This is a genomic window from Vibrio sp. CyArs1 (assembly GCF_022432925.1).
GTDB lineage: Bacteria > Pseudomonadota > Gammaproteobacteria > Enterobacterales > Vibrionaceae > Vibrio > Vibrio mediterranei.
Genome location: NZ_JAKRBO010000005.1, coordinates 133,341 through 160,061 on the forward strand (window position 1 = coordinate 133,341; position 26,721 = coordinate 160,061).

The window sequence follows — 26,721 nt, forward strand, 5'->3', positions numbered from 1 at the left end:
TTTAATCAAATTAGGTTTTGATTATGCACGCAAAAAAGCCCACTCGGATTGTGTCCAAGTGCGCCACCAACCTTGTAGAGAATTAACCGTACGGTTTAAAGGTTTTTTGATTGTATGAATATCTAGTAACATACGTGCTTAACTCAAATAATGTATCTGCGTACTAGTTAACTAGTTCGTGGTGCGAAAGTCAACCGAAATTGTGAAAAAATGAAGATAGATTTACATAGCCATACCACAGCCTCAGATGGCCGACTATCGGTTGCCGAACTTTTAGACAGAGCTATTGGTTTTGATGTCAAGGTTCTTGCTATTACTGACCATGATACTTTGGATGCGATTCCCGAAGCGCTTGAACTTATTGAGCAACAGTCACTGCCGATTGAGTTGGTTAATGGCATTGAAATCTCGACCGTCTGGCAGAACAAAGACATTCATATTGTGGGGCTGGGTGTGTCACTTGATTCTCCTGAACTGTTAGCGCTTATTGAAGCTCAGCAAGCAAGACGTGTTGAGCGCTCCGAACTCATTGCACATAGGTTAGAAAAGGCTACTCGTGAAGGTGTTCTCGAAGAAGTAAAGCTTATCGCGGGAGATGCCCCAATCACTCGAGCACACTTTGCAAAGTGGTTGGTGGATAATGGCTATGCTAAAACCATGCAACAAGTGTTTAAGAAATATATGACGCGCAATAATACCGGTTATGTGCCGCCCAACTGGTGTTCAATGCAAGAAGCTGTTGCGGCGATCCATAGTGCGGGAGGAATGGCAGTTCTCGCTCATCCAGGGCGCTACCAATTAACCGCAAAGTGGCTCAAGCGACTGATCGCTGCATTTTGTGAGGCTAACGGCGATGCCATGGAAGTAGCACAGCCACAACAAAGTCTTCAAGAAAGACGCAACCTTGCCGATTATGCGATACAATACAATCTATTAGCTTCACAAGGGTCGGATTTCCATTACCCATCACCTTGGATGGAGTTAGGCAGGAATTTATGGCTTCCATCTGGAGTAGAACCAGTATGGGACCAATTATCATTAAAGACAGCAACCTCTCTGGACAACGCTACACTAGATAGTGGAGATGCTGCATGCAGTAGTTAAGAGATCGCTCTTGAAGTCGAACAACATGGAAGGTTGTACCGAGAGCATCCTAAAAGCTTGAAGGAATAACAATGAGTCAATTTTTTTACGTACACCCAGAAAACCCACAAGCACGCTTGATCAATCAGGCGGTTGCCATTGTTCGAAATGGTGGTGTGATTATTTATCCAACCGATTCTGGTTATGCATTGGGGTGTCAACTTGAGAACAAACAGGCGCTAGAGCGTATCTGTCAAATTCGTCGTTTGGATGATAAACACAACTTCACATTATTATGTCGAGATTTGTCTGAGCTATCTCTCTATGCTCGAGTAGACAACACCGCTTTCCGTTTGTTGAAGAACAATACTCCTGGCCCTTATACTTTTATTTTTAAAGGGACTAAAGAAGTTCCTCGTCGTTTGATGAATCCTAAACGTAAGACAATAGGTATTCGTGTTCCTGACAACCAAATCGCTTTGGATCTGTTAGAAGCTTTAGGCGAGCCTTTAATGTCAACGTCATTGATTTTACCGGGCAACGAAGTAACAGAATCGGATCCAGAAGAGATTCGCGACCAACTGGAACATGCGGTTGACTGTATATTGAATGGTGGTTATTTGGGTGAACAACCAACCACAGTAATCGACTTCAGTGATGATGACGCGAAGGTCCTAAGAACCGGGGCTGGTGACCCAACGCCATTCCAATAATAGGTCAATGTTTTCTTACTAATAAAGGTAAGAAACTTGGTGCGTCTAACAGAATTCTTTGCAATAATGTGCGACCGCGATTTTTAAGGTCGCATTATCTGGTTTCGACGTCTGTGAAGACGACATTATAGGTAGGTAAATGAGCGAAAAATTACAAAAGGTGCTTGCTCGCGCAGGCCATGGTTCACGCCGTGAACTTGAAGCCCTAATTAAATCTGGGCGCGTGAGTGTTAATGGTCAGGTAGCAAGACTGGGTGAACGTCTAGAAGACGAAAATGCGGTTATCCGTATTGATGGTCATACTGTTTCCGCCAAAGCACAAGAAGAAGTGGTTTGTCGAGTGCTGGCCTATTATAAGCCGGAAGGTGAGTTGTGTACTCGTCACGATCCTGAGGGTCGTCGCACAGTATTTGATCGCCTACCTAAGATCCGTGGTTCGCGCTGGATTTCTGTTGGTCGTCTTGATGCCAACACATCAGGTCTACTTCTTTTCACTACTGATGGTGAGCTAGCAAACCGTCTAATGCACCCAAGCCGTCAAGTTGAACGTGAGTACTTGGTACGTGTATTTGGTGAAATTAACGAGAAGAAAGTTCGCAATGTGGTAAACGGCGTAGAACTTGAAGACGGTATGGCTCGTTTCGAAGATGTAGTTTATGCCGGTGGTGAAGGTATGAACCATACTTTCTACGTAGTTATCAACGAAGGTCGTAACCGTGAAGTTCGTCGCCTTTGGGAATCACAAGAAACGACAGTTAGCCGCTTGAAACGTGTTCGCTATGGTGACATCTATCTTGATAAGAAACTGCCACGTGGCGGATGGATGGAGCTGACACTGAAAGAGGTGAACTATCTTCGTGAGCTCGTTGAATTACGTCCTGAAAAAGAAACCATGCTAGACCTTAGCCAGAACACGTCACGTCAACGTGAACGTTCTCGTAGCCAGAAAATTCGTCGTGCGGTACGTCGTCATGAAGAACGTGCTAATGCACCTAAAGGTCGCAGCAACCAGCAGCGTCGTAACAAAAAGTCTGCTGGCGAGCAAAGCGCTCGTTCTAAGACTCGACGCTAAGCGTTCCAGTTAGCAAAAAGCCAGCTCAAACAGCTGGCTTTTTTTCGTCTTAAGAACTCGTATCTTATAACGGTGCAAAGTCTTACCTACACAATTTCTACCTGTGCATTGGAGTTTTACGGAAATGGCTTTCCACCATACGCTGAGTCACAATATGTTGTGGGTTGGTCATGATCTCGTTCGTGTTGCCATATTCCACTACATCGCCTTCGTGCATCACCATGACCTTGTCGGTAATATGTTTGATGATGCCTAAGTGTTGTGACACGTAAACGAACGCAACCCCCATCTCTTCTTGAAGCTCTAAGAATAGGTTAATAATTTGCGAGCGCATCGCCATATCAAGCCCGTTAAGTGCTTCATCTGCGACAATAATGGAAGGTTGAAGAATCAAAGCACGAGCAAGGCAGACACGCTGCTTTTGACCGGTTGCCAGCATCTGAGGGTAGAAGTAGGCGTGCTCTGGAAGTAAACCGACGCGAACCAAAGTATCTTTTACTCGTCGCATACGCGCTTCTGGAGGCATATTCGTATTCCGTTTTAGCGGGCCTTCCAAAATACGACCAATCTGAATTCTTGGATTCAAAGACGTGTTTGGGTCTTGAAAGATCATGCGAATCAGTTTGCAACGGGTTGAGTAATCTTCGTGTTCAAGTAAATCGCCATTGACTCGAATTTCTCCCGCGGTTGGTTCAACTACACCCGCAAGCATACGAGCTAGTGTGGATTTACCAGAGCCATTCTTGCCAATAAAGCCGATAGTTTGCCCAGCCTCTAGGTCAAAACTCACCGGTTTAACTGCGTGCTGAACTTTCTTCTTAAATAGCTTAGATCGAGTTACAAAGTCCTTTTTTAATCCGGAGACTTCTAACAACGCACTCATGCTTTTTTCTCCGTATTAAGAGGGAAGTGACAACTGTATTTATGATTCTTAATGCGTTTAGCGCTAGGGATTTCCACGCATTGTCTTTGCGCATAGGGGCAACGAGGCCCAAGGCGGCAACCAATCGGTAAGTGCTGCAATGGTGGAATAGAACCTGGTAAAGATTGCAGCTTCTCTTTGTGCGGAATCCAATCGCCAAAATCCGGCATTGCCTTGAGCAGCGCCACTGTATAGGGATGCTTGGGTTTCGCGAGTAGTTTTGCGGTATCTGCCGATTCAACAGATTGACCACAGTACATCACTGTAATTCGAGTCGCCCACTGAGTAATAGTTGTTAAGTCGTGACCAATCAGAATGATGGTGGTGTTATTTAACTGATTCATACGACTTAAAAGACGCAATATTTGCGATTGAGTAATTGGATCCAAGTCGTTGGTTGGTTCATCGGCAATCAGCAGCTTTGGCTTGGTTGCAATTGCCATAGCGATCATGATTTTCTGACATTCGCCATCAGTGAGCTCGTAGGGGTAGCTGTTCATGATACGGGTATGGTCTTTAATGCCAACCTTATGAAGTAACGCGATAGCTTGTTTTTTACGCCACTTAAATCGCTCCCACCATTTACCTTCAAAGGAACGAGAAGGGATCGACTCTATAAGTTGCTTGCCCACTTCGTCAGACGGGTCTAGACAGGTTGAAGGTTCCTGGAAGATCATTGCCACATCGCGAGCAATAACACGTCTGCGTTCACGAGGCGTGAGTTGTAGTAGATCGATATTACCTAACCGCATTCTATCGGCAGTCACGCGCCAGTTGTCCTTACAGACACCAACAATGGCTTTGGCAACAAGACTTTTTCCTGAACCGGATTCGCCAACCAAACCTCGAATTTCACCTTCATTAATGGTGAAGCTCATGCGATCCACCGCTTTGACGAGACCTTGTGGTGTCTCGATTTCGATGGTTAAGTGTCGAATATCTAAAACTGGCATTATTCGATCCCCGCGTTTAGTGCGCTGCGCACACCTTCACCAACAATATTCACCACGACAACGGTAAACAGAATAGCTAAACCTGGAAGGATAACGGTCCATGGTGCTAAATAGAGCAACTCGGCGGCATCACCTAACACTGCTCCCCATTCGCTGCTTGGGGCTTGTGCGCCAAGGCCAAGGAAACCAAGTGCGGTAATGTCTAAAATGGCGATGGATAATGCAAATGTTACTTCGGCTGCAATGACCGTTAGTATATTAGGCAATATAGAGTTCCACAGCAGATAAAAGTCGTTCGCACCGTCTAAACGAGCAGCCATGATGTAGTCTTTTTCAACTTCGGTATGAACCGCAACATAGATTGAGCGAATGAATCTAGGAATGAGCGCTAAACATATCGCTAATAGAATGTTGAACTCACCGGGACCTAAAAATGCTACGAAAATGATCGCTAGTAGTAGCGATGGGATAGACATTACGGTATCGAGAAGGTGGTTCAGCGTACTCGAGAGCAGGCCACGTGTCATTCCTGCTAAAATACCAATCAAGCATCCTACTGCTGCTGCAATCGCGGTAATGATAATTGCTGCGCCAAAAGAGAGGCGAGAGCCATCGATAATGCGCGACAAAATATCGCGACCTAAGTCGTCAGTTCCAAAGAAGAAATCGACGGTACCTTGAGGATCCCAAGATGGTGGAATCAACAAATAGGAGCTCTGCGCCATTGGGTCGTAGGGAGTGATAAATGGCGATGCAATAGTGATGATAATGACAAAGACCAAACACCAAAGGCCAAACATTGATAGGCTATTCGAGCGGTAACTACGCCAGAATCGCTCAAGCTGAGTAGGAATGCGCTCTTCTTGGTAGACGTTATCTGACAGCATACCATTCCTTCCTTACTAGAGGGTTGACCATCGCACCCAACAAATCTGACAAAATGCTTGCTGCTAAGACGATAGAAGCCACGACCAAGACGCCTGCTTGAATTGATGCGTAATCCTGATTGGAGAGCGCATCCAGCAGCCAACGTCCAATACCCGGCCAGTTAAAAATAGACTCGGTCATAATGGCAAGTGTGATCATACTTGAGAGCTGAACTCCAAGTTTAGGAATAATAGGTGGAATGGCATTACGTAGCACATGCTCAATGACGATTTCATAATTCGACAAACCTTTAATTCGAGCAGCTCGAATGTAGTTTTGTCCCATTACTTCGGTTACTGAAGTACGCATCATACGGATAACTTGCATTGTTGGTGAGAGTGCGAGCACTAAACACGGCAAAATCATATGTTCAATAACGCTTTGTAACGCCTCTTTGCGATAAGGTGCGTCCGACAGCAGAGCATCAATGAGTGCAAACCCTGTTACATGATCAATTTCATAAAGTAGGTCATGGCGTCCTGCAACAGGGAACCATTGATAATTCAGCGAGAAGTACATAATCATCAATAACGCAATCCAGAATAAGGGGGCGGCATAACCCACCATGGATGAGAACGAAATGATGTTATCCAACCATTTACCCTGTCTCATACCCGCGATGGTGCCAGCTGGAATACCCACAAACACAGATATCATAAACGCGGCAAAACATAGCTCTAGAGTTGCAGGAAGTACAGCTGAAAGCTCTTGGGTAATGGGTACACCAGCTTTAGTCAGTCCAAAATCTAGACGAGACAATTGAGCGACATAATCAAGCCAGCCAGGGAAAAACGCTTGAGTAGTCCAGAAAGAATCAGGGTCAAGTCTGACTAAGCTATAGCCGACGAAAGTCAGGATCAATAACGTAATGACAAATAGATTTAGTCTGCGGACAGAATACCAAAACATTTACTTCAACCTCACAACTTGATCAAACGGTTGGGCGTTGAATGGACTGGTTCTAAAACCTGTCAGGCTATCGCTATGTGCTTGATATTTTTGACCGTGTGCAATAGGCAACACAGGAACTTCCTCATTCAAAATGTTTTGTGCTTGTCGATATAGATTGAGTCGATATCTTGGTTGACTCACCTCAAGCGCCAGATCTAACAGAAAGTCAAAGTCATCATTACACCACATAGATAGATTCAAACCTTCACGTTTTGACGTGCAAGATAACAAAGGACGTAAGTAGTTATCTGGGTCGCCAGTATTTCCCACCCAACCTGTTAGCAGTAGATCAACGGACTCAATATTCGATAGTTCTTGGCGATCGACTCGATCATCGGTGAGTAGGTTAAGGGTAATCCCCACATCGGCTAAGTTAGCTTGGATAAGTTCTGCCGTTTTACGTGGACTCGGGTTGTAGACTCGTGGCTCAAGAGGTACCGCCATAGTGAGCTCTAGACCTTTCTCATAGCCAGCCTCTTTTAGCAGCGCCATTGAATAATTACGGTCGTAGCGAATTTGAGTGGCATCTTTCTGGTGTGCCCAAGAACTTGGTGGAAGAAGGCTATAAGCTTTCTCTCCGGTGCCAAAATAAACCGCTTCGAGAATGTTGTCGCGGTTTATCGCGAGATTCAGGGCTTTACGAACTCTAGGGTCACTAAGTGCTTTATGCTGAGTATTGATAGCCACAAAAGCCACGTTCATGGCTGGTTTGGCTTGTAGAACGATGGACTCTTCATTCAATATCACAGGGATTTGGCTCGAAATAGGCGAGTTCAGGACATCGCACTCATTTCTTAATAGTTTAGCTAAGGCGCCAGCTCCGCGATGAGAGATATCAAATACGACTTGTTCCATATCTACTTTGCCACGCCAGTAGTTTTCGTGACGCTTTAGGCGAACTAAATCTGCGACTTGGTATTCGTCTAGGTAGAAAGGCCCAGTACCAACAGGGTAAATATCAATATCGAGTTTATGATCGGAAAAGACGAGTTGATCAGCATATTCAGCAGAATAGATTGGTGCGTGTGCCGTCGAAATGTTGGAAAGGAACGAGTTGTCTGGCCTCGATAGAGTAAACTTGACCGTATTGTCATCCAATGCTTCAACTTTCTCGACCAAATTTGCGAAGTCAATGCCTGCGAACCAAGGATAGACACTGCCGCCTACGTCGTGGAACGGATTGTTAGGGTCGATAATACGCGTGAAGCTAAATACAACATCGTCCGCATTCATCGGACGTGTGGGAGTAAACCATTCAGTGGTTTGGAACTCTACACCTTTGCGCAGAGTGAACGTGTACTCTGTGCCTTCCTCGTTAACTTGCCAGGATTTCGCTAAGTTTGGAACGGGTTGGTGAGTGCCCGGGTTTAGCGTCAGTAGCGTATCGAATAACTGCGGCGCAATAGATTCGACAGTGATGCCACCGTCTACTAATTGCGGGTTAAAAGTACTAGGACGACCTTGGTCGCAATAGACGAATCCGTCTTGTCTAACTTTCGAGTGATCGACTTTTTCTTCGCAACCTGTCAATAGGATGAGACCGCAAAGTCCAAGCGATAAATTGATTAATGCCTTCATAAACACGCTACATTCATTTTAGCGAACGTAATATCTGTATCGAGATCAGGGTAATTTACCACTAAATCGTCAGCTAAACCAATAATCACAAGTACTTATCGTGCAATTGGTTAAAAAGTGTGGCAACTGTCTGACCCTGCTCAAACCAGTTTGTACTTTCGCACTAAACCTCTTAGCTGATCATAGCTCAAGCTTAGCAGCTTAGCAGCACCGCGTTGATTGTATTGAGCTTGCTTAAGTGCTTCATTAATCAACTTTATATTTTGTTCATCCTGCCATGTTTTAAAATCGAGTGGAAAGGTGAACGCTTCTTCAGTTGAAGGTTGAGAGGACTGAGACTCTTGTTCAGAAGGCTTCTCACTATGTTCCGCTCTCATTGATGGGAGTGCACCGAATTGACCTTCAAATGGATTGAATATTAATGACTCAATGGGCTGTTCATTGGTCCCTTGTTGATACACAGCACGCTCAACTACGTTTTTTAATTCACGAATGTTACCTGGCCAAGGGTAGTCAGCCATGCTTTGCCAAGCTTGTTCGGTGAACCCAACAAAGAACGGTAGACCCAACTCTCGACACATTTTTATCGCAAAGAACTCGGCTAATAGTGGAATATCTTCGGGACGATGGCGCAGAGGCGGCAGATGGATCACGTCAAATGCCAGCCTATCAAGAAGGTCAGGACGGAACTTTCCTTGCTCTGCGAGTTTTGGTAAATCTTCGTTGGTGGCACAAACCAGTCGAACGTCTGCTTCCAACGCTTTTGCTCCGCCTACACGCTCATACTGCCCGTATTCAATCACTCTAAGGAGCTTCTCTTGCACAGATAAAGGGGTAGTAGCGAGCTCATCTAAGAACAGTGTGCCATTTTCTGCTCGCTCGAATCGTCCTTGGTGACGACCTTTTGCACCGGTAAAAGCGCCAGATTCATGCCCGAACAGCTCAGAGTCGATTAGCCCTTCACTCAAGGTTGAACAATTAAGAGAAACCAAAGGTTGATCCCAACGTTTAGACAAGTAGTGTAAACGCTGAGCAATCAGTTCTTTACCTGTACCACGCTCACCGATAACCAGTACAGGACGGTCAATGGGAGCGAGCCGAGATACTTTATCGAGTACAGCTAGAAAAGCAGGAGATTCGCCAATTAAGTTTTGCGCCATAGTGAGTCCTCTAGGTTGGTAAATATTACCAATAGTTGGCTAGAGTCATCATAGCATGTCAATCTGATTAAGCGAGTGTAATATCTATCTTATTGAATATTATGGGTTTAACAAATTGGCACGTTAATTGGATTAGCTGTAGCAACGATTCAGAGTTCATTGGCGAGCTCATCCAATTAGGAGAAGTAGTATGGGTATTTTTTCTCGTTTTGCAGATATTGTAAATTCAAACGTGAGCGCTTTACTTGATAAGGCAGAAGATCCAGAGAAAATGATTCGTCTGATCATTCAAGAAATGGAAGATACATTAGTTGAAGTTCGCACTAACTCAGCAAAAGCGATTGCCGACAAAAAAGAGTTAGCTCGCAAAGTGAAAGCGATTGAAGAGCAAATTATAGAGTGGCAGCAAAAAGCGACACTCGCGTTAACAAAACAGCGTGAAGATTTAGCGCGAGCAGCACTGATTGAAAAGCAGAAGCTTGAAAATGTGGTGAAAGGGCTGGACGATGAGCAAACTTTGGTGGAAGAAACCATCGACAAGCTCACTAATGAAATAGCTAAATTAGAAGCCAAAATTACCGAGACACGTGCGAAGCAGCAAGCACTGATCATTCGTTCGGAAGCAGCAAGTAATCGTCGTGATGTGCAGAAGCACTTGCATACCAGTCGCACTCACGAAGCTATGGCGAAGTTTGAACAATACTCTCGCAAAATTGATGAACTAGAAGCGGAAGCGGATCTGTATTCGAAAACAGGTAACGCGAAGTCTTTAGATCAAGAGTTTGCTGAGCTGCAAGCACAGGACGAAATTGATAAAGAGCTCGCTAAGCTTAAAGAGCAAATGAATAACGAAAAATAATGCGGATTAGGAGAAAAGTATGTCGTCATTTTTAATTGCGGGTCCATTAATTGTCTTTTTGATTTTTGTTGCACCGCTGTGGCTTTTTCTCCACTACCGCAGCAAGCGTAAATCAGAGAGTGGTCTGTCGCAGCAAGACTTCCAAAAGCTGCAATCGCTGTCTCAACGTGCGGAAAAAATGCAGCTACGTGTGGAAAACCTAGAGCGAATTCTGGATGCGGAGTCCCCAAACTGGAGGCAAACCTATGACTCATAGAGAGCTGTATAAAGATCCGGTCAATGGTAAGTTGACAGGGGTGTGCGCAGGTTTAGCCAATTATTTCGGTGTTGAGGTTTGGCTGATACGAATTCTTGTAATTTCGGCGGCGCTGTTAGGGGGGAGCTTTTTAGTCTTGTTGGCGTACGTGGCAATGAGCTTGATGCTAGAAAAGCAACCTGACAACTTTGTTGAAGCCATGAAAACCAAGAAAGAGCACTCATTGAAGAGTAAACCTTGGCAACAAGGGCAAAACGCGAAAGACTTGCTGAATACGTTAGAGCGCGATTTTGACTCGATGGAGCATAAAGTGAGAGATATGGAAGCGTATGTCACGTCAGAGGCATACAAAGTGAATCGAGAGTTCAGCAAGCTTTAATACCTTATAGCGTAATGAATAAAGAGGTGCAGTGGCACCTCTTTTTTATATTTGCTGGAGAATAGATGAGAAACAGTTGTTGTTAATGCGTGTCGCGCAGTTGTACTGTTAACCAGTTTGACAACGCTTGAAATTTTGCCCGCTGTTCCATTCCTTTTGGGCAGACTAAATCATAGCCTTTACCTGATTCCACGCTGGCAAATGGAGCTACTAACTTTCCCTGCTTAATTAACGGTGCAATAAACTCCTTTCTTCCGAGAGCGACTCCCAAGGAGAGCTGGGCCGCATCAATGGCAATCCTGTTATCGCTATAATAGTCACACTTAACCTGGCAGTTGATGTCGAGCTGCATCTCATTGAGCCAGTGCTGCCAAGCAATGCTGTCACTGTTGTGAATAAAGCGGATATCTTTTAATCGAGCATCATCAAGGTGAAGTTGGTGTTTTTCAGCGTACTCTGGGCTGCAAACCGATATACGCTGACCAGCAAAGAGTCGCCGGCTAAAGTGATTAGGATAAAGACCTTTGCTGTAAAAAATAGCAGCATCGTATGGTTCGAACTGAAATTCACTTTGATTCTGTTTGGTGTCCAGTTTGATGCTTAGATTCGGATATTGATGACGAAAATCCGGCAGTCTTGGCATTAACCACGATGATGCGAAATAGGGGGAGGTCGCGATGTACAGCTCACCCGTTAACTCACCTGTTTGAATGTCTGACAGTTCGGAAAATATAGATTCAAATGAGGTATTCAGAATACTGAAAACCCGCTGTCCTTCTGGGGTAAGTTCGAGTTTCCTCGTTTTCCTAATGAACAAGTTAAAGTTAAGCAGCGTTTCAAGCTTTTTAATGCGTTGGCTTACGCCTCCTTGAGTAAGAAATAATTCTTGTGCGGCGTGAGTGAAACTAAGATGTCGAGCCGCCACATTAAACGTATGCAAGAGTGATAACAACTGATGTCGATTGTGGTTTAGATTCATGGATTACTCCGGCTAATGTATTGGTTCGATTTATTGGTTTGTTTAACGTTTTACTTGATTATAAATTACGTCACATAATCTAAAGCTGAAAGGGTATTCGTTGTGCTATAGACTAAAACGAATAATCGGTATTGCTTCTAGTTATGAGCCAGCGTTTGTAAACGTCTTCTTGGAATAATAAAGTTGGGTGTTATGAAACTTATATTGAACGCAGATGACTTTGGGCTGACTGAATCGGTGAACTTAGCGATAGCAGATTGCTTCCATGCTGGAATGGTGAAGTCGACGACGATTATGATGAATCAGCCTGCTGTAGAGCATGCCGCTGAATTGTATCGACGAGGGCTTATATCGGAGGTTGGCTTACACTTTACCGTTACCGCAGGTAGACCGATCTCAGATCCTGATCTTATCCCTAGCTTGGTGAATGATGACGGAGAATTCTTTGATAAGACGATACTGTTTAACAAATCAGATGTTTCGAGTGACGAGGTCGAAGTTGAGCTGAAGGCTCAGTACGGCGCTGCGTTAGATATGGGATTCAACATTAATCACATCGATAGTCATCATTTTGGAGGCGTCTATCGACCCCTAAAACAAGGTTTTACTCAAGCGGTGAACAAGGTTGGACTTCCTGTGCGGAGAATCGATAACATCATCCAAGGGCAAGAGTTGTTAGCTGTCCCTACACCGGATGTATTTGATATGGGGTTCTATGCTGAGGGAGCGACGATCGAACACTTAAAAGCGATGCTTCTTGCTTACCAAGAGCAAAAGCCGAGTGGTACGATAGAGCTCATGTGCCATCCCGCTCGAAAGGTTAGTGAGGAGCTGTCGCACTCTCAAGTTACACCGACTCAAGGGTTGAAGAATGGCGAATTCTCACCAACTTAGAGATGTCATTGTGGTTGCAGCAACAAGGAATTGAGTGTGTCGGCTTTGATGCATTGAATGTATAAAATCATTTACGAAAATTCAATAGAGCAAGGTGAGGATATTCACCTTGCTCACTAGCTTGTGAAATTTAAGAGAATTAGCATAAATCTATTATTAATTAATGAGTTGCTGGCAAGGCACGATTCTCTCGACTATGTTTTAAAGTACATTAAGAACAAGGCAGTTGAGAATGAAGAGCAAGCTTTCCTTTTTGGCGATAGTCGCCAGTCTTATAAGTGGCTGTGGACAAGAACCACCGCCAATTCCCGAACCGGACTCTCGTCCAGCCAAACTGTTTAACGTCGCTGTCGGCAATAGTAAATTTGAGCGCACATTCCCTGCTACTTCAGAAGCGGGTGATAAAGCCGTTCTCGCTTTCCGTGTTCCCGGGCAATTAGAGCAAATAGTAGTCCGCGCAGGCCAACCCGTTTCTAAGGGACAATTACTTGCTCAGCTCAACCCCGACGAATATCAATTATTAGAGAAGCAAGCCAAGGCGAATTTCCAATTGGCGGATGTTCAATATCAAAGGGCTCTTAAGTTACGCAAGGATAAAGTCGTGTCCGAACAAGACTTTGACCAAGCAAAGGCAAACATGAATTCCGCTCAAGCCAATTGGTCTCAAGCTAAGGCCAATTTGCGCTATACCAAATTGCTTGCCCCGTATGACGGTACTATTTCCATAATCCCTGCAGACAATTACGAGTACATTCAAGCCAAAGAAGGGGTTATGAATATCCAATCGAATCAACTTATTAAGGTTATTTTTCAGCTGCCTGATCTATTGTTGAATCGATTCCAATCGAAAAATCAAGTAGATGCTTCCATGGTCTTTGATGCTTATCCATCACGTGCTTTCGAACTAACTTTTCAAGAAATTGATACTGAGGCTGACCCAAAGACGGGCAGTTACAAAGTGACCATGATCATGGAGAGACCGACAGACGTGGGGATCCTACCTGGAATGGCTGGTCAGGTAAGCGTAGTCACTCGCAGCACTGGCGCTACGGTAATCCCTCAGTCAGCACTGTTTATGGAAGGGGATACTAAGTGTGTTTGGCGGGTTAGTGAACAAGGAATTGTCGAGAAAGTAGCAGTGGAGCTTAACGACAAGCGACAGGTTATTAGTGGGCTAAACGATGGCGATCAAATAGTAGTTTCTGGGGTGCAAGGGATTGAATCAGGTATTAAGGTCCGTGAGTGGGTCAAGGAAAGAGGGCTTTGATATGCATAGTCGCCTAGTAAGTATTCTAGTTCTTGCTGCAATAATATCAGGATGTAGCAAACCCGAAGTGGGAACGAGAGAGGAAGTTCCTAAGGTGAGAGTCACGGAGATTGGCAAAACCGAGCTGAAAAATAGTCTTTATTTTCCTGCTCTTGCTATGGCGGCGGACCGCTCTCACCTCAGCTTTAGAGTCGCAGGAGAAATCAGCTCTATCGATCTTAAAGAAGGTGATTTTGTGAAAAAAGGTGATGTGTTGGCAGTGCTTGAACCCACAGATTACCAATTGGCGGTAGATAATGCGCAAGCACGGTTTGGCGTCATTGACAGTCAATTTCGTCGCTCAAGCCCTTTGGTTAAAAAGGGACTATTAGCGCAATCACAATTCGATGAAATTGCAGCACAAAGAGCCTATGCCAAAGCGGAACTAGAGCTTGCTAAGTTACGACTATCTTTTACAGAGCTTCTTGCTCCGGTGGATGGTGTAATATCGCGAGTGTCAGCAGAACAATTTGAGAACGTTCAAATCGGTCAGCAAGTGGTCAATATCCATAGCGTTGATGAAGTAGAGGTGATTGTTCAACTCCCTGACAGCTTTTCACTAAACCAACCTACGAATCGCGATCTAGCTAGCATTGAAACTCTCGTCCGCGTGCCTTCTGGTAATGAATATACCGCACGGCTGAAAGAGTTTACCACCGAGCCTGACCCCTCCTTGGGTACTTTTACAGCTACATTAGTGCTGCCTATGCCGAAAAACGAATACATTCTAGATGGTATGGCGGTGGACGTGACATCCAAAGCTAAAGATGTTGGTCTGAATTTGACCCGAGGAGTGAGTGTTCCAATAGAGGCTGTCTTTAATCAAGATGGCGATTCGCTCAATGACAATGAGAAGTTCGTTTGGCTGCTAAACGAAGACAGTACGGTAACTAAACAGAAAGTGACGACGGGTAAAGTTTCTCAAACCACGATTCAAATAGTTGATGGCTTGGAGCAAACGCAACAGATAGTGATTGCTGGTATTGCAAGGCTCAGAGACGGCATTAAAGTGGAAGTACTCTCGCAGGAGGCGAAGTGATGAACCAAGAAAAACAACAGTCATTGCCTCAATCGGATGACGAGGTTACTGGCGTTGCCGCGTATTTTATTCGCAATAAAGTCATCAGTTGGATGGTGTCGTTAATATTCCTGATAGGTGGTGTTTCGGCATTCTTTGGACTGGGTCGATTGGAAGACCCGGCATTTACGATAAAAGATGCGATGGTCGTGACCTCGTACCCTGGTGCGACGCCTCAACAAGTGGAAGAGGAAGTTACGTATCCGATAGAGAAAGCTATTCAGCAACTCACTTATGTGGATGAGATCAACTCGATATCGAGCCGTGGTCTGTCTCAGATAACTGTGACTATGAAGAACAACTATGGCCCTGATGACTTACCTCAAATATGGGACGAACTGCGTCGTAAAGTAAATGACGTGAAAGGCTCGTTGCCTCCAGGGGTGAATGAGCCATCGGTAATTGATGACTTTGGTGATGTATATGGTGTGTTGTTTGCCTTAACGGGAGAAGGGTACAACTACAAAGAACTTCTAGATTATGTCGACTATCTGCGACGTGAATTAGAACTGGTAGACGGAGTCAGTAAGGTCTCGGTAACAGGTGACCAACAAGAACAAGTATTTATTGAGATTTCGATAAAACGGATCAGCGCTCTTGGTATCGCGCCAAGCACGATTTTCAATTTGCTTCAAACTCAGAATATTGTTTCTAACGCAGGTGCAACCCGAATTGGTGATGAATACATTCGTATTCAACCAACCGGAGAGTTTACGGATGTGTCGGAGCTCGGAGACCTTATCCTTACGGAAGGTGGAGCTCAAGGTCTGATCTTCTTGAAAGATGTCGCAGAGATAAAGCGAGGGTTTATCGAAGTCCCATCGAACATCATTACTTATAATGGCGATACTGCACTCAACGTAGGAATCTCGTTTGCTAGTGGCGTCAATGTAGTCGAAGTTGGTGACAGGTTATACAGACGATTAGCGGAGCTAAAATATCAACAGCCAGTTGGTATCGAAATTAACGAAGTTTATAGTCAACCAAAGGAAGTGGATAAATCAGTTCGTGGGTTCGTAGTTAGCTTGGGGCAAGCCGTTGCCATTGTAATAGTGGTGTTGTTGTTCTTTATGGGACTACGCTCGGGCTTATTGATTGGACTGATTTTACTGCTTACGGTCCTCGGGACTTTTATTTTCATGCAGTACATGGCTATCGATCTTCAAAGGATTTCTCTGGGAGCCCTAGTCATAGCGTTGGGGATGCTGGTGGATAATGCCATCGTGGTCGTTGAAGGGATATTAATAGGAACACAAAAAGGGAGGACTCGGCTTCAAGCCGCAACCGATATTGTGACGCAAACGAAATGGCCGTTGCTGGGGGCGACTGTGATTGCGGTTACTGCTTTTGCGCCCATTGGCTTGTCCGAAGACTCAACAGGCGAATATTGCGGCACATTATTTTCCGTACTATTAATTTCACTCATGCTAAGTTGGTTTACTGCTATATCTCTTACGCCTTTCTTCGCCGATCTGTTTTTCCGAGGTATGAAGGTGAAGGAGGGAGAGGAAGGCAATGATCCTTATAACGGATTTATTTTTGTTGCTTACCGAAAGTTCCTTGAGTTTTGTATGCATCGAGCTTGGTCGACGGTGGTCGTATTAATTATGGCACTAGTGGCGGCCTTATATGGATTTACTCAAGTTAAACAGTCATTCTTTCCAGCCTCTACAACGCCGATGTTCCAAGTGGATGTTTGGCTACCAGAAGGAACCGACATTAGAGCGACCAATACCAAGCTTAAAGCAATTGAAACTTGGATCTCTGAGCAACCAGAAGCTGACCATATCACGACAACGGCGGGTAAAGGGTTGCAGCGATTTATGCTGACTTATGCACCGGAAAAGAGTTATGCCGCTTATGGAGAAATTACCACTAGGGTCACTAGCTATGAGGCATTGCAGCCACTAATGGCTCGGTTCCGAGATTATCTAGACGCAACTTTCCCTGAGATCAACTACAAGCTTAAGCAAATTGAACTCGGTCCTGGAGGTGGTGCAAAGATTGAGGCGAGAATCATTGGCTCTGACCCGACGGTACTTAGAAGTATTGCGTCGCAAGTTATGGATATTTTGTATGCCGACCCAGGTGCTTACAACATTCGACACGATTGGCGCGAACGCACTAAAGTTCTTGAGCCTGTGTTTAATGAGAGTCAGGCTAGACGTTACGGTATTACAAAATCTGATGTGGATGATGTGCTAATGATGTCCTTCTCCGGTAAGTCCGTTGGTTTGTACCGAGATGGAACAACCTTGATGCCTATTGTGGCAAGGCTACCAGACGAAGAGCGAGTGGATATTCGTAACATAGAAGGGATGATGATTTGGAGTCCCGCACTGAGTGAGTTTATTCCATTCCAACAGGTCACACAGGGATATGATACTCGCTGGGAAGACCCGATCATTGTCCGCAAGAATCGCAAACGGATGCTAACGGTGATGGCAGATCCAGATCTACTGGGCGAAGAAACTGCTGCTACGCTCCAAAAGCGTATCCAGTCTAAAATTGAGGCGATAGACCTACCGCCAGGTTATTCATTAGAGTGGGGGGGAGAATATGAGTCTTCTGGGGACGCGCAAGAGTCTCTGTTCCAAACAATGCCTATGGGCTATCTGTTCATGTTCTTAATTACTATCTTCTTGTTTAATGCGGTGAAGGAAGCACTTATCGTCTGGCTAACTGTGCCTCTGGCCGTCATTGGTGTTACCACCGGACTACTTGCCTTAAATACTCCATTTGGTTTTATGGCATTATTGGGTTTTCTAAGTCTGTCAGGGATGTTATTAAAAAACGGTATCGTTTTACTTGACCAGATTGAGATAGAAATTAAAACCGGAAAAGAGCCGTATTTAGCGGTTGTTGATGCGGCGTTAAGTCGAGTGAGACCAGTGTGTATGGCAGCGATCACTACTATCTTGGGGATGATTCCGTTATTACCGGATATCTTTTTCAAGCCGATGGCGGTAACAATTATGTTTGGTTTAGGATTTGCGACTGTATTGACGTTAATTGTCGTTCCAGTGCTGTATCGTATCTTCCACAGAGTTAAACCAATCTAGGTATTTGGGAGCAGCGTAATGCTCCCAAATACCTCTATCCATTAAGGAGAAATGAATTCGATGTGCAAACGATGCCCATGGCTTGATGAAACCAAGCCAGATTATGTGGAATATCACGATAAGGAGTGGGGTGTCCCCGTACTAGACGACCAAACTATGTTTGAGTATCTAGTGTTGGAATCCGCTCAAGCAGGATTGAGTTGGTATACCATCTTAAAACGTCGCGAAGGGTATCGAAACGCATTTGCTAACTTTGATGTAGAGAAAGTAGCCCGTTTTACCCAAGAAGATGAACGTCGTTTACGGGAGGATAGTGGGATTATTCGCAATAAATTGAAAATCAGCTCAACTATCACCAACGCTCAGCATTTCATTGAGATACAAGAAGAATTTGGTAGCTTTTGTAATTATATCTGGTCGTTTGTCGACAATAAGGTATTAGTAACTAGTCCTAAGACGCTAGAAGATTATCCAGCCACGTCTGAGGTCTCGGATCGGTTAAGTAAAGACCTTAAGAAGCGCGGCTTTAAGTTTGTTGGGTCGACCATTATCTACGCTCACCTTCAAGCGGCGGGACTAATCAATGATCACAGTGTTTCTTGCTATCGACGCCAAGAGGTTATAGATAGCTATCCGCAGCTTGGCCTAGAATACCAGTTAGTTTAGAGACTACTCTATGGTGTTGGAAACCTGTCCGATCCCTTCAATTGAGACCGACACGTTATCACCCGACCTAAGTGCTCTTGTTCGACCTGGTGTACCAGCAAAAATCATATCACCAGGTCGTAGCGTAATGTATTTACTGATATAACTAACGATTGCTGGGACATTGTGAATCATGTTTGCCAGTGTTTCTTGTTGCATGATTTTGCCATTAAGACGCGTAACGATTTCTTGGTTGCCGATATCGACATTAGTTGTAATGAAGTTAGATACAGGACCAAAACCTGTTGCACCTTTAGCACGCCACCACTGCAGATCTTGACCTTGCCAACTGCGTTCCGTCAAATCGTTGCCCGCTAAGTACCCAAAGACGCAACTCAACGCATTTTGATTGCTTGTGTCGTGACATGTCTTGCCGATCACAATGACAAGCTCTCCCTCAAAATGAACATTATTTGCCTCATCGGGAAATGACAATGCACCGCTCAACCTAACAGCGTCGATAGACTTGAAGAAAATCTCCGGCTTTGCAGCTCCAAAGTTGCCTGCATGACTGCGAAAATTGAGGCCGACAGCGTAAACGCTACCGTGAGTAATAGGGGCTAGTAACGTTGCTTCATCGGCTGTGATGACTTTTACGGTAGAAGGATTATCAAATGGTCTTGAAGACAACAGATCATAGTGGCTTGGGTTTTGTTGTGAGACGCGTATCCAGTGTTGTTTGTTTTGATACTCGACGAGTCCATATTGCGCCGCTAGCGATTGAAATGGTAGAAAAGTCAGTAACAGTAAGAGTCTCATTGCCGCCGTCCTAGAATAGGTTCCTGAATACATCTATGAAAGTGTGCTCAACAGAGTATAGTGTTGAGTTATTAATTACGTGAAAATAGATGTCTGGTTCAATAGAACTTAGTAGGTAGTGGAAAGATATGGAAAAATTCGATTCGATTTACGCCAGAGCGGCAGATAGAAAAGGTGGTGAGCAAGGACTTGAGTCGATTGTCTCCAAACCTCTGAGCCGAGATGAAGTGGCAGCTATTCCTGAAGATCGTTGGTTGTCTGCGTTTTCAATGAAAGTGTTCCAAAGTGGAATATCGTGGAAAGTGGTAAGAAACAAATGGCCAAACTTCGAAGAACATTTTTTCCAATTCAGAATCGATCCGCTACTGATGCTGTCTGAAGAACAGTGGGAACAAAAAGCCCAAGACCCAAAAATCATTCGTCACATGACTAAAGTCATGTCGATACCAGTTAATGCCTCGATGATCCAATCTGCTCGCTACGAGCACGAATCCTTTTCGCAAATGGTTGCCGATTGGCCGAAAGAATCGATTGTCGAACTCTGGGCACACCTTAAAAAACATGGTGCAAGGCTCGGCGGAAATACTGGACCTTATGCGCTAAGACAATTGGGTGTAGACACCTTTATTTTATCAAATGATGTAGAAGGCTATTTACGTAATACCAATATCATTGACTCGGGTAGAGGCACAAAACGTGCGATGAATGCTGCAAACAAAGCATTTATGGAATGGCACCAAGAGTCGGGTAGGTCACTTTCAGAAATCAGCCAAATCATTGCTTATGGTTTTGGCGATAATCGAGTTTAGCTAGGTAAGGGAGGCTTTCTCTTCCAATGTCTTTTAGACATAAGTTCCCCCTGCTGCGCAGGGGGAAGATTTAGTAGGGCAAACTCTTAAGTAAATCTATTTATGATTCCAGAATCACTCGCGTATCTTCACTCAACGATTCTAACTCACTTGCCACATCTTTAATTTGCATTGCAGCAGGTATTTTGAGCGCCATTGTTGCTGTAAATAGGCTTGAACCAATACCACCGCCCCCCGCGATAAATACACGCTGGCAGTCCATATCTAGAATACGGATATCTTGCCCATCTAAGAACTGGGTAATTTCGTTAACGATACCGGCTCGGTCGTTAGCATCTAATCGTAACTGGAATACCTTTTCTTGATCATGACGATGCTCTTCGGTATCGGTGATTTGAACTAATAATCCTTGCTGTTCACTGAAAGCGCTTTTGACTGCTTGAACATTGTCCGTAGGAAGTTCGACCTTTATGACGGCGGCCACATGGTCTTCGATAAAATTCACTTTGCTCACCAGCCATTTACCGCCGTTTTCGTGGGTAACTGATGCAAGGTTTTTAATGGTGGCTGGGCTAGCTTGGCCAACAAAGTTGACAATGAAAGTACTGCTGCTCATACGATTCCCTCCACAGGTTTAAAACCAACAACTATTTGAATAGTTAACTCCAGTTTAGATCTAAAAAAGGTCGGTCGCATGATGAACGTCAAGTATTCACTCTAAAAACAAAACAAGATTATTGAACTGTAGTTAGGCGCACAATTTTCATGGTTTTTATTTGGTCAACAAAGAGTTAGCCATAATACCTCTCCCTTTCGCAGATCTAATTTACAGTTCTCTGACATTTAATCACTGGACCGACCGGTTTGTTTTGATTATTGTGTGATCACTTTCTTAGGAGGACAACCATGCAAAACACGACTTTTGATGATTTGAAACTCATTCACAAGCGATTAAAAAAGCACTATCAAAGTGAACCAATGCCAAGCTATGAGGCTCGTGTTGCCGTGCTTACGTCGTTAAAAGTGTCGTTGCAACAATTCAGTGACGCGCTTTGTGATGCTCTGGATAAAGACTATGGAAAGAGAAGCCGACAGGACACATTAGTTGCCGACGTCTTGCCATGTATTGGCAATATTGACCACACCTTATCCCAGTTAGCGCAATGGATGAGTCCATGTCCGAGAGACGCGGGCCCATTACTTTCAAGCTCAACTGTAGAGGTGGTGTATCAACCTAAAGGAGTTGTCGGCATCGTTACTCCTTGGAACTTCCCTGTCATGCTTTCTATTGGTCCTTTGATATCTGCGATTGCTGCGGGTAACAGGGCGATGATCAAACTGAGTGAGTTCACCCCTGCCACCAATTCGGTCATTCGTGAAATGCTTGCAAGCTGCTTTAGCGATACTGAGGTTGTCGTCATTGAAGGTGAGGCCGATATTGCTGCTCAGTTCACCTCTTTACCATTCGACCATTTGCTCTTTACTGGCTCGACAGAAGTTGGTCGTAAGGTCATGAAAGCTGCGTCAGAAAACCTAACGCCAGTCACCTTAGAACTTGGCGGCAAGTCGCCAGTTCTTGTCGCGGATGACGCTGATATTGAGATGGCTGTGGAACGCATTATTTATGGCAAGAGTTTGAATAATGGTCAGGTATGTGTAGCTCCTGATTATGTATTGATTCCCGAAGGCAAGCAGCACGCTTTTGTTAAGGCATATGTTGAGCATTATCAAAAACTGTTTCCCCAAGGGGTAAACAGCGACTCGATGACTAGTCTGATTAATCAGCGTCAATTCCAACGTCTTCATGATTTGCTCTCCAATGAAGTGGCGGCAGAGTCTCTTGTTACTGCCTGTCATAAAGAAGCGCTCGATGTGGAAAGACAACTGATGGCGACACACTTAATTGTTAATCCATCTCTGCAATCAGCGGTTATGACTCAAGAAATTTTTGGTCCCTTATTGCCGATCATCACCTATTCCACCATTGATGGCGCAATTAACTTTATTACTGAGAGACCGAGGCCCCTAGCACTTTATCTGATGAGCGAAGATGACTCATTGCAACGCAAAGTTGCTAATCAGGTGCACTCTGGTGGTATGTGTATTAATGACTGCGTTTTCCACCTAGCGGTCGATGATGCGCCATTTGGAGGTATTGGTGAGTCTGGAAAAGGGGCTTACCACGGTAAAGAAGGCTTCCTAACTTTCTCTCATGCCAAGACGGTGATGACGACCGATGCAGAGCAACACAATGTCAGCTTATTACTTGGTCCTGAAGATAACGAATTCAAACGTGCAGTACTAAAAACACTGTGCGCATAACTGACTAATTGGAGATTCAACTATGAATAACTTTACTTTCAACCTTAGAACCGTCGTTCACTCTGGTGCATCATCCATAGAAGCGATCCCAACCCTGTTTAAAGCGAAAGGGGCGCAGCGAGTGTTGTTGGTCAGCGATAAAGGCCTTGAGTCATTGGGTTTCGTAGAGCGTTTGGCATCGCTGTTTTCGACAGAAGAGAAGGTGAAGCTTGCGGGGATTTACACCGATATTGAAGCGGACGCGAGCTGTTTGGATATTAATCGCGCTCTGGAATTTGCAAAACAGGTGAATGCAGACAGTATTTTGGCGCTTGGCGGGGGGAGCGTTATCGATGCATCAAAAGGTATCAAATATGGTTTAGAACATAAGCTTGATGATATCCGTGATGCGATTCAAGGTGGTGGGCGTCTTGAAGTTGGTCCTGATGTAAAACCGTTTTCAATTCCTCATATAGGCGTACCGACAACGGCGGGGACAGGTGCAGAAGCATCGCCTATCGCGGTTTTTTATAATGACAGAGAGCAGGTTAAAGCGAGTTTAGTCGTCTCTGGACTTGAGTGCGATATTGCTGTTTTAGACCCTGAGCTGACAGTGAATTTGCCAGCAGCGTTAACAGTATCGACAGGTATGGACGCATTGACCCATGCTATTGAAGCACTGGCATCGCCTTTAAGTAATACCTTCACTGATGCTTATGCGACGCAGGCGTGTCGCTTGATACTGAATAACCTACCGCAAGTACTTCAGTCTCCGCAAAATGTAGCGGCTCGTTGTGAGCTCCTGCAAGCAAGTACCATGGCTATTTCTGCTTTCTATTCGTCTTTAGGTGGCATACCGATCCATAACTGCGCGCACGCATTTGGCGCGGTAGCGCATATCCCACATGGTGATGCCAATAGTGTCTTACTACCAGTGGTGATTGAGGCGCTTCCAGAGTTTTACCTCCCAAGCATTAACAAATTAGCAGCGGTGTTTGGTATATCACCTAGCTTAACAGACGCTGAAAAACACCAAGAGGTTGTACATTCATTACGTGCTTTCCAGGCGTTAGTGAATGCGACGCAGAGCTTTGCCAAATGGAAGCTAGATGACAACAAAAAAGCGCAGATTGTCTCTGGGATAGAAAAAGACATCAGTTTCCAGTTCTACCCGATTGCTCAAGAAAAGGTCACCGCAATACTCGAGACTACTTGTTAATTTTCCAACTTACTCATTGCGGCATAGGGATGTGCCTCACTTTTTGAATACTAGGAGGCAACTATGTTTTTTACTCAACACGTCAACAAGATGCTATTGGTTACCGGTATTGGGACCGCGGCGGCTTTCGCTTATGCATTTTTCCCACAATGGGCCATTACTCACATCGGGCAATTACCTTATTTGGAGCAGGATTTTGTGTTCTATCAACACTGGGGTGTCATGGTAGGCATGATGGGAGTGATGATGGTGGGTGCGGCTTTCAAACCTCAGTGGAGAGAGAGCATCATGCTTTATTCTGCGGTTGAGAAAGGCTTTATGGTGATTCTTCTTCTGCTTAACTACAACAGCCCGCATATTACCGGTTTTTTACTTGCAGGAGCCATGGATACGTTCGTTGTGATTTGGACGTTAGTATACTGGAAAGAGCAGAAAACCATACGTTTACAAGCCTCAACCTTGCAACACTAGCGTCAAACTATGAATAAACGCATTCAAAATTTGTCGCTTAGCTTTCTCTGTTTGCTTTTTATTGGGACGGCATGCCTGGGGTATGTAACAGACACACCAAATACCTTATCTAGTGATGTTGGTACTACGTTTCAAAACGGTTATGCGGGTGACGCTGCGGCGCAGTACGAGATTGGTATGTTTTATCTGCAAGGTGTGGAATCTGAGGGTGAATATCTTGAATCTACTCAAGAAAAAGCACGCAAATGGATATTACGAGCAGCGACTCAGGGGAATGCAGACGCTCAATTACAGCTTGGTCTTATGTACGCAGCAGGGACTGGTGGCGAGAAAGATCATTCTCTAGCGGTTAGCTGGATAGGCAAAGCCGCTGAACAGAATCATCCTAGAGCACTGGATATGCTCCATTGGATGTCACAAAGTGCTCACTAAACAAGGGTGAACCATGAATAATTCCAAAACTATCCTATGCACGGCCATAGCAGCCACTTGTGCACCAAATGCATTTGCTACGCAGGAAAAACCTAATATTTTACTCATCGTTGGTGATGATGTCGGATTTGCTGATACGCAACCTTATGGCTCTGAAGTGTCAACACCAAACCTGATGCAACTGGCTGAAGAGGGGGTGAAATTTACCAACTTCCATGCTTCACCCACGTCATCTGTCACTCGCTCTATGATGTTAACGGGTGCCAACAGTCATGAGGTTGGGTTAGGCACGTTTGACTATGCCGTCTATCCGCCAGCTATTGGCAAGCCAGGTTATGAAGGCTACCTCACTAAAGATGGCGTAACCGTAGCGACGTTACTTCGTGATAATGGCTATCATACTTACCTTTCTGGGAAATGGCACTTGGGTCATGATGATGGTTTCCTGCCGGATGATCGTGGCTTTGAACAGAGCTACGGAATTTTGGCTGGCGGTTCGAATCATTTCAATAGAGATATGATGTTCCCGGCGAAAAATGAAGCAACAGCAAAAGCGTTGCAAAAAGGTGAAATGCCTGGCGTAGAGGTCGAGCCGACTTATCAAAATGGTCAACAAGTAAAAGATAAGTATCCGGGAGAGTATTCAGACCAAGGTTATACCGAAGAGTTAATCAGCATGATTGATAGTAATAAGGACTCGGGAAAACCTTTCTTTGCCTACTTACCATTCACAGCGATTCACTTGCCACTACAAGCACCTAAAGCATCGTTTGAAGATAAGATTGCTTATTACGTAGAGCACGGGTGGGACTCAGTTCGAGAAGACCGCTTTAAACGAATGCAACAGATGGGCGTAATTCCGAAGAGCGCTACGATGTCCGATAGAAATTCACTGAGTAGACCATGGGATGATCTGTCAGATGAACAAAAGCAATGGTATGGCAAAAAAATGGCCATTGCTATGGGAATGATGGAGCTTCAAGACCAGCAGATAGGTCAGGTAACTGATTATTTGAAAAAGATAGGTGAGTACGACAATACGTATATTATCTATCTCGCAGACAACGGTCCGGAAGCGACGGATATTACGGGGAAAAATGTAAGTGATCTGATTCGTACTTGGACCGATTATCACTTTGACAATAGTACCGAAAATCTGGGTAACGCAGACTCAAGTGTCTCATTGGGCCCAGAATGGGCAAGTGCATCCACTGGTGGATTGTCTTGGTTTAAAGCGTATACAGCAGAAGGGGGAGTACGTGTTCCTCTGATCATCAAACCTGCCAAAGGTGTCCTTGGAGAGAAGGAGTCACTGGAGGCCGGAACTCAAACTAATGAATTGGCTCAAGTAAAAGACCTCGCTGCCACAATATTGGATGTGGCCGATGTTGAACCCGCTGGCGGTAAATATAAAGGCAGAAAAGTGGCCCCAATGAGCGGTCAAAGCATTATGCCTTATCTACAAGGTGAGCAAGAGACTGTCCATAGCGAAGACAATGCTATCGCGTTCGAGTTATTCGGCAGCGGCATTCTTCTTCAAGGGGACTTTAAGATCATTCGAATTTCGAAAGGGATGGGAGGGGACAGTGAGTGGCATATGTACAACACCAAGTTAGACCCTGCTGAAATGATAGACCTGAAACACCAACGTCCTGAGCAGTTCCAACAAATGTTAGCTGCTTACAAAGAGTACGAAAAAACAATGGGTATCGTACCAGTGGATGAACAATGGAATCCATTTGAAAACGTGAAGTAAAAAATTTCGCCTCAATGCAAACTGACCGGTTTGTATTGAGGCGAGTTCATCCATTTAAAAATGTTGAACAGTTTGGATACTTTCTTAAGAGGAACAC

25 protein-coding genes, 1 pseudogene and 1 other annotated feature (1 of these 27 cut by a window edge) are annotated in these 26,721 nt (G+C 44.7%); of the genes and pseudogenes, 17 read left to right on the plus strand and 9 right to left on the minus strand.

What is annotated here, in order from left to right; all coding sequences use genetic code 11:
- Positions 1 to 75, minus strand: a sequence feature (Trp leader region); it reaches 28 nt to the left of the window's first position.
- A 135-nt stretch (positions 76 to 210) separates the two neighbouring features.
- The 3 genes from MMA19_RS15925 (at position 211) to rluB (ending at position 2,868) form a co-directional block, all read left to right on the plus strand.
- Positions 211 to 1,104, plus strand: coding sequence for a PHP domain-containing protein (locus MMA19_RS15925; protein WP_240206653.1), 894 nt, complete (start codon positions 211 to 213; stop codon positions 1,102 to 1,104).
- 71 nt (positions 1,105 to 1,175) lie between these two features.
- Positions 1,176 to 1,796 carry an L-threonylcarbamoyladenylate synthase gene (locus tag MMA19_RS15930; RefSeq protein WP_062460921.1) on the plus strand — a complete coding sequence of 207 codons (621 nt, stop codon included), beginning with the start codon at positions 1,176 to 1,178 and terminating at the stop codon, positions 1,794 to 1,796.
- A 139-nt stretch (positions 1,797 to 1,935) separates the two neighbouring features.
- Positions 1,936 to 2,868 (plus strand): 23S rRNA pseudouridine(2605) synthase RluB, encoded by a 933-nt coding sequence (gene rluB / locus MMA19_RS15935; RefSeq protein ID WP_006073868.1) that lies wholly within the window; start codon positions 1,936 to 1,938, stop codon positions 2,866 to 2,868.
- Positions 2,869 to 2,965: 97 nt separating this feature from the next.
- Here the strand turns inward: rluB and MMA19_RS15940 are convergent, their stop codons facing one another.
- The 6 genes from MMA19_RS15940 to pspF all read right to left on the minus strand — a co-directional run bounded on the left by MMA19_RS15940 (position 2,966) and on the right by pspF (position 9,359).
- Positions 2,966 to 3,751 (minus strand): ABC transporter ATP-binding protein, encoded by a 786-nt coding sequence (locus tag MMA19_RS15940; protein WP_006073870.1) that lies wholly within the window; start codon positions 3,749 to 3,751, stop codon positions 2,966 to 2,968.
- Complete coding sequence (locus MMA19_RS15945) at positions 3,748 to 4,743, minus strand: oligopeptide/dipeptide ABC transporter ATP-binding protein (protein ID WP_006073871.1); 996 nt, start codon at positions 4,741 to 4,743, stop codon at positions 3,748 to 3,750. The genes MMA19_RS15940 and MMA19_RS15945 overlap by 4 nt, the downstream gene beginning before the upstream one ends.
- Positions 4,743 to 5,630 carry an ABC transporter permease subunit gene (locus tag MMA19_RS15950; RefSeq protein WP_006073874.1) on the minus strand — a complete coding sequence of 296 codons (888 nt, stop codon included), beginning with the start codon at positions 5,628 to 5,630 and terminating at the stop codon, positions 4,743 to 4,745. The genes MMA19_RS15945 and MMA19_RS15950 overlap by 1 nt, the downstream gene beginning before the upstream one ends.
- Positions 5,617 to 6,579 carry an ABC transporter permease subunit gene (locus MMA19_RS15955; RefSeq protein ID WP_240206654.1) on the minus strand — a complete coding sequence of 321 codons (963 nt, stop codon included), beginning with the start codon at positions 6,577 to 6,579 and terminating at the stop codon, positions 5,617 to 5,619. Before MMA19_RS15955 ends, MMA19_RS15950 begins: the two co-directional genes overlap by 14 nt.
- A complete protein-coding gene (locus tag MMA19_RS15960) occupies positions 6,580 to 8,199 on the minus strand; it encodes an ABC transporter substrate-binding protein (RefSeq protein ID WP_006073878.1) in 1,620 nt (539 codons plus the stop codon).
- A 140-nt stretch (positions 8,200 to 8,339) separates the two neighbouring features.
- Positions 8,340 to 9,359: a phage shock protein operon transcriptional activator gene (gene pspF, locus MMA19_RS15965; RefSeq protein WP_124940960.1), complete on the minus strand. Its 1,020-nt coding sequence runs from the start codon at positions 9,357 to 9,359 to the stop codon at positions 8,340 to 8,342.
- Between the two features lie 190 nt (positions 9,360 to 9,549).
- Here pspF and pspA point away from each other — a divergent pair, with 190 nt between their 5' ends.
- From pspA to pspC, 3 genes are read left to right on the plus strand one after another with little or no spacing between them, the layout of a single operon-like run.
- Positions 9,550 to 10,218: a phage shock protein PspA gene (gene pspA / locus MMA19_RS15970; protein WP_240206655.1), complete on the plus strand. Its 669-nt coding sequence runs from the start codon at positions 9,550 to 9,552 to the stop codon at positions 10,216 to 10,218.
- Positions 10,219 to 10,237: 19 nt separating this feature from the next.
- The gene (gene pspB / locus MMA19_RS15975) at positions 10,238 to 10,474 is read left to right on the plus strand and encodes an envelope stress response membrane protein PspB (protein WP_006073883.1); all 237 of its coding nucleotides are present in this window, start codon (positions 10,238 to 10,240) and stop codon (positions 10,472 to 10,474) included.
- Complete coding sequence (gene pspC / locus MMA19_RS15980) at positions 10,434 to 10,853, plus strand: envelope stress response membrane protein PspC (RefSeq protein WP_207383189.1); 420 nt, start codon at positions 10,434 to 10,436, stop codon at positions 10,851 to 10,853. Before pspB ends, pspC begins: the two co-directional genes overlap by 41 nt.
- 82 nt (positions 10,854 to 10,935) lie before the next feature.
- On the opposite strand, the gene MMA19_RS15985 is transcribed toward pspC, so the two are convergent.
- Positions 10,936 to 11,832, minus strand: a complete 897-nt coding sequence (locus MMA19_RS15985; RefSeq protein ID WP_240206656.1) for a LysR substrate-binding domain-containing protein — start codon at positions 11,830 to 11,832, stop codon at positions 10,936 to 10,938.
- Between the two features lie 192 nt (positions 11,833 to 12,024).
- Between MMA19_RS15985 and MMA19_RS15990 the strand changes: the two are divergent.
- From MMA19_RS15990 to MMA19_RS16010, 5 genes and pseudogenes are all read left to right on the plus strand, one after another.
- Positions 12,025 to 12,791, plus strand: a pseudogene (locus MMA19_RS15990) (carbohydrate deacetylase).
- Between the two features lie 167 nt (positions 12,792 to 12,958).
- A complete protein-coding gene (locus MMA19_RS15995) occupies positions 12,959 to 13,993 on the plus strand; it encodes an efflux RND transporter periplasmic adaptor subunit (RefSeq protein ID WP_006073890.1) in 1,035 nt (344 codons plus the stop codon).
- A gap of 1 nt (position 13,994) precedes the next feature.
- Positions 13,995 to 15,071 carry an efflux RND transporter periplasmic adaptor subunit gene (locus MMA19_RS16000; RefSeq protein ID WP_038222853.1) on the plus strand — a complete coding sequence of 359 codons (1,077 nt, stop codon included), beginning with the start codon at positions 13,995 to 13,997 and terminating at the stop codon, positions 15,069 to 15,071.
- Positions 15,071 to 18,172, plus strand: coding sequence for an efflux RND transporter permease subunit (locus MMA19_RS16005; RefSeq protein ID WP_240206657.1), 3,102 nt, complete (start codon positions 15,071 to 15,073; stop codon positions 18,170 to 18,172). Before MMA19_RS16000 ends, MMA19_RS16005 begins: the two co-directional genes overlap by 1 nt.
- A gap of 60 nt (positions 18,173 to 18,232) precedes the next feature.
- The gene (locus MMA19_RS16010) at positions 18,233 to 18,838 is read left to right on the plus strand and encodes a DNA-3-methyladenine glycosylase I (protein ID WP_240206658.1); all 606 of its coding nucleotides are present in this window, start codon (positions 18,233 to 18,235) and stop codon (positions 18,836 to 18,838) included.
- A gap of 3 nt (positions 18,839 to 18,841) precedes the next feature.
- Here MMA19_RS16010 and MMA19_RS16015 read toward each other — a convergent pair whose 3' ends face one another.
- Entirely contained in the window at positions 18,842 to 19,636 is a 795-nt protein-coding gene (locus MMA19_RS16015; protein WP_240206659.1) for a fumarylacetoacetate hydrolase family protein, read from the minus strand.
- Between the two features lie 128 nt (positions 19,637 to 19,764).
- On the opposite strand from MMA19_RS16015, the gene MMA19_RS16020 reads away from it, so the two are divergent.
- A complete protein-coding gene (locus MMA19_RS16020) occupies positions 19,765 to 20,445 on the plus strand; it encodes a DNA-3-methyladenine glycosylase I (protein WP_031493125.1) in 681 nt (226 codons plus the stop codon).
- Between the two features lie 100 nt (positions 20,446 to 20,545).
- Here the strand turns inward: MMA19_RS16020 and MMA19_RS16025 are convergent, their stop codons facing one another.
- Positions 20,546 to 21,061, minus strand: a complete 516-nt coding sequence (locus tag MMA19_RS16025; protein ID WP_006073901.1) for an ACT domain-containing protein — start codon at positions 21,059 to 21,061, stop codon at positions 20,546 to 20,548.
- A gap of 290 nt (positions 21,062 to 21,351) precedes the next feature.
- On the opposite strand from MMA19_RS16025, the gene MMA19_RS16030 reads away from it, so the two are divergent.
- From MMA19_RS16030 to MMA19_RS16050, 5 genes are all read left to right on the plus strand, one after another.
- Positions 21,352 to 22,767: a coniferyl aldehyde dehydrogenase gene (locus MMA19_RS16030; RefSeq protein ID WP_240206660.1), complete on the plus strand. Its 1,416-nt coding sequence runs from the start codon at positions 21,352 to 21,354 to the stop codon at positions 22,765 to 22,767.
- A 22-nt stretch (positions 22,768 to 22,789) separates the two neighbouring features.
- Positions 22,790 to 23,965 carry an iron-containing alcohol dehydrogenase gene (locus MMA19_RS16035; RefSeq protein ID WP_240206661.1) on the plus strand — a complete coding sequence of 392 codons (1,176 nt, stop codon included), beginning with the start codon at positions 22,790 to 22,792 and terminating at the stop codon, positions 23,963 to 23,965.
- A 63-nt stretch (positions 23,966 to 24,028) separates the two neighbouring features.
- Positions 24,029 to 24,436, plus strand: a complete 408-nt coding sequence (locus MMA19_RS16040) for a hypothetical protein (protein ID WP_240206662.1) — start codon at positions 24,029 to 24,031, stop codon at positions 24,434 to 24,436.
- Positions 24,437 to 24,445: 9 nt separating this feature from the next.
- Positions 24,446 to 24,868 (plus strand): tetratricopeptide repeat protein, encoded by a 423-nt coding sequence (locus tag MMA19_RS16045; protein ID WP_240206663.1) that lies wholly within the window; start codon positions 24,446 to 24,448, stop codon positions 24,866 to 24,868.
- A 13-nt stretch (positions 24,869 to 24,881) separates the two neighbouring features.
- Complete coding sequence (locus MMA19_RS16050; RefSeq protein WP_240206664.1) at positions 24,882 to 26,624, plus strand: arylsulfatase; 1,743 nt, start codon at positions 24,882 to 24,884, stop codon at positions 26,622 to 26,624.
- Positions 26,625 to 26,721 lie beyond the last annotated feature (97 nt).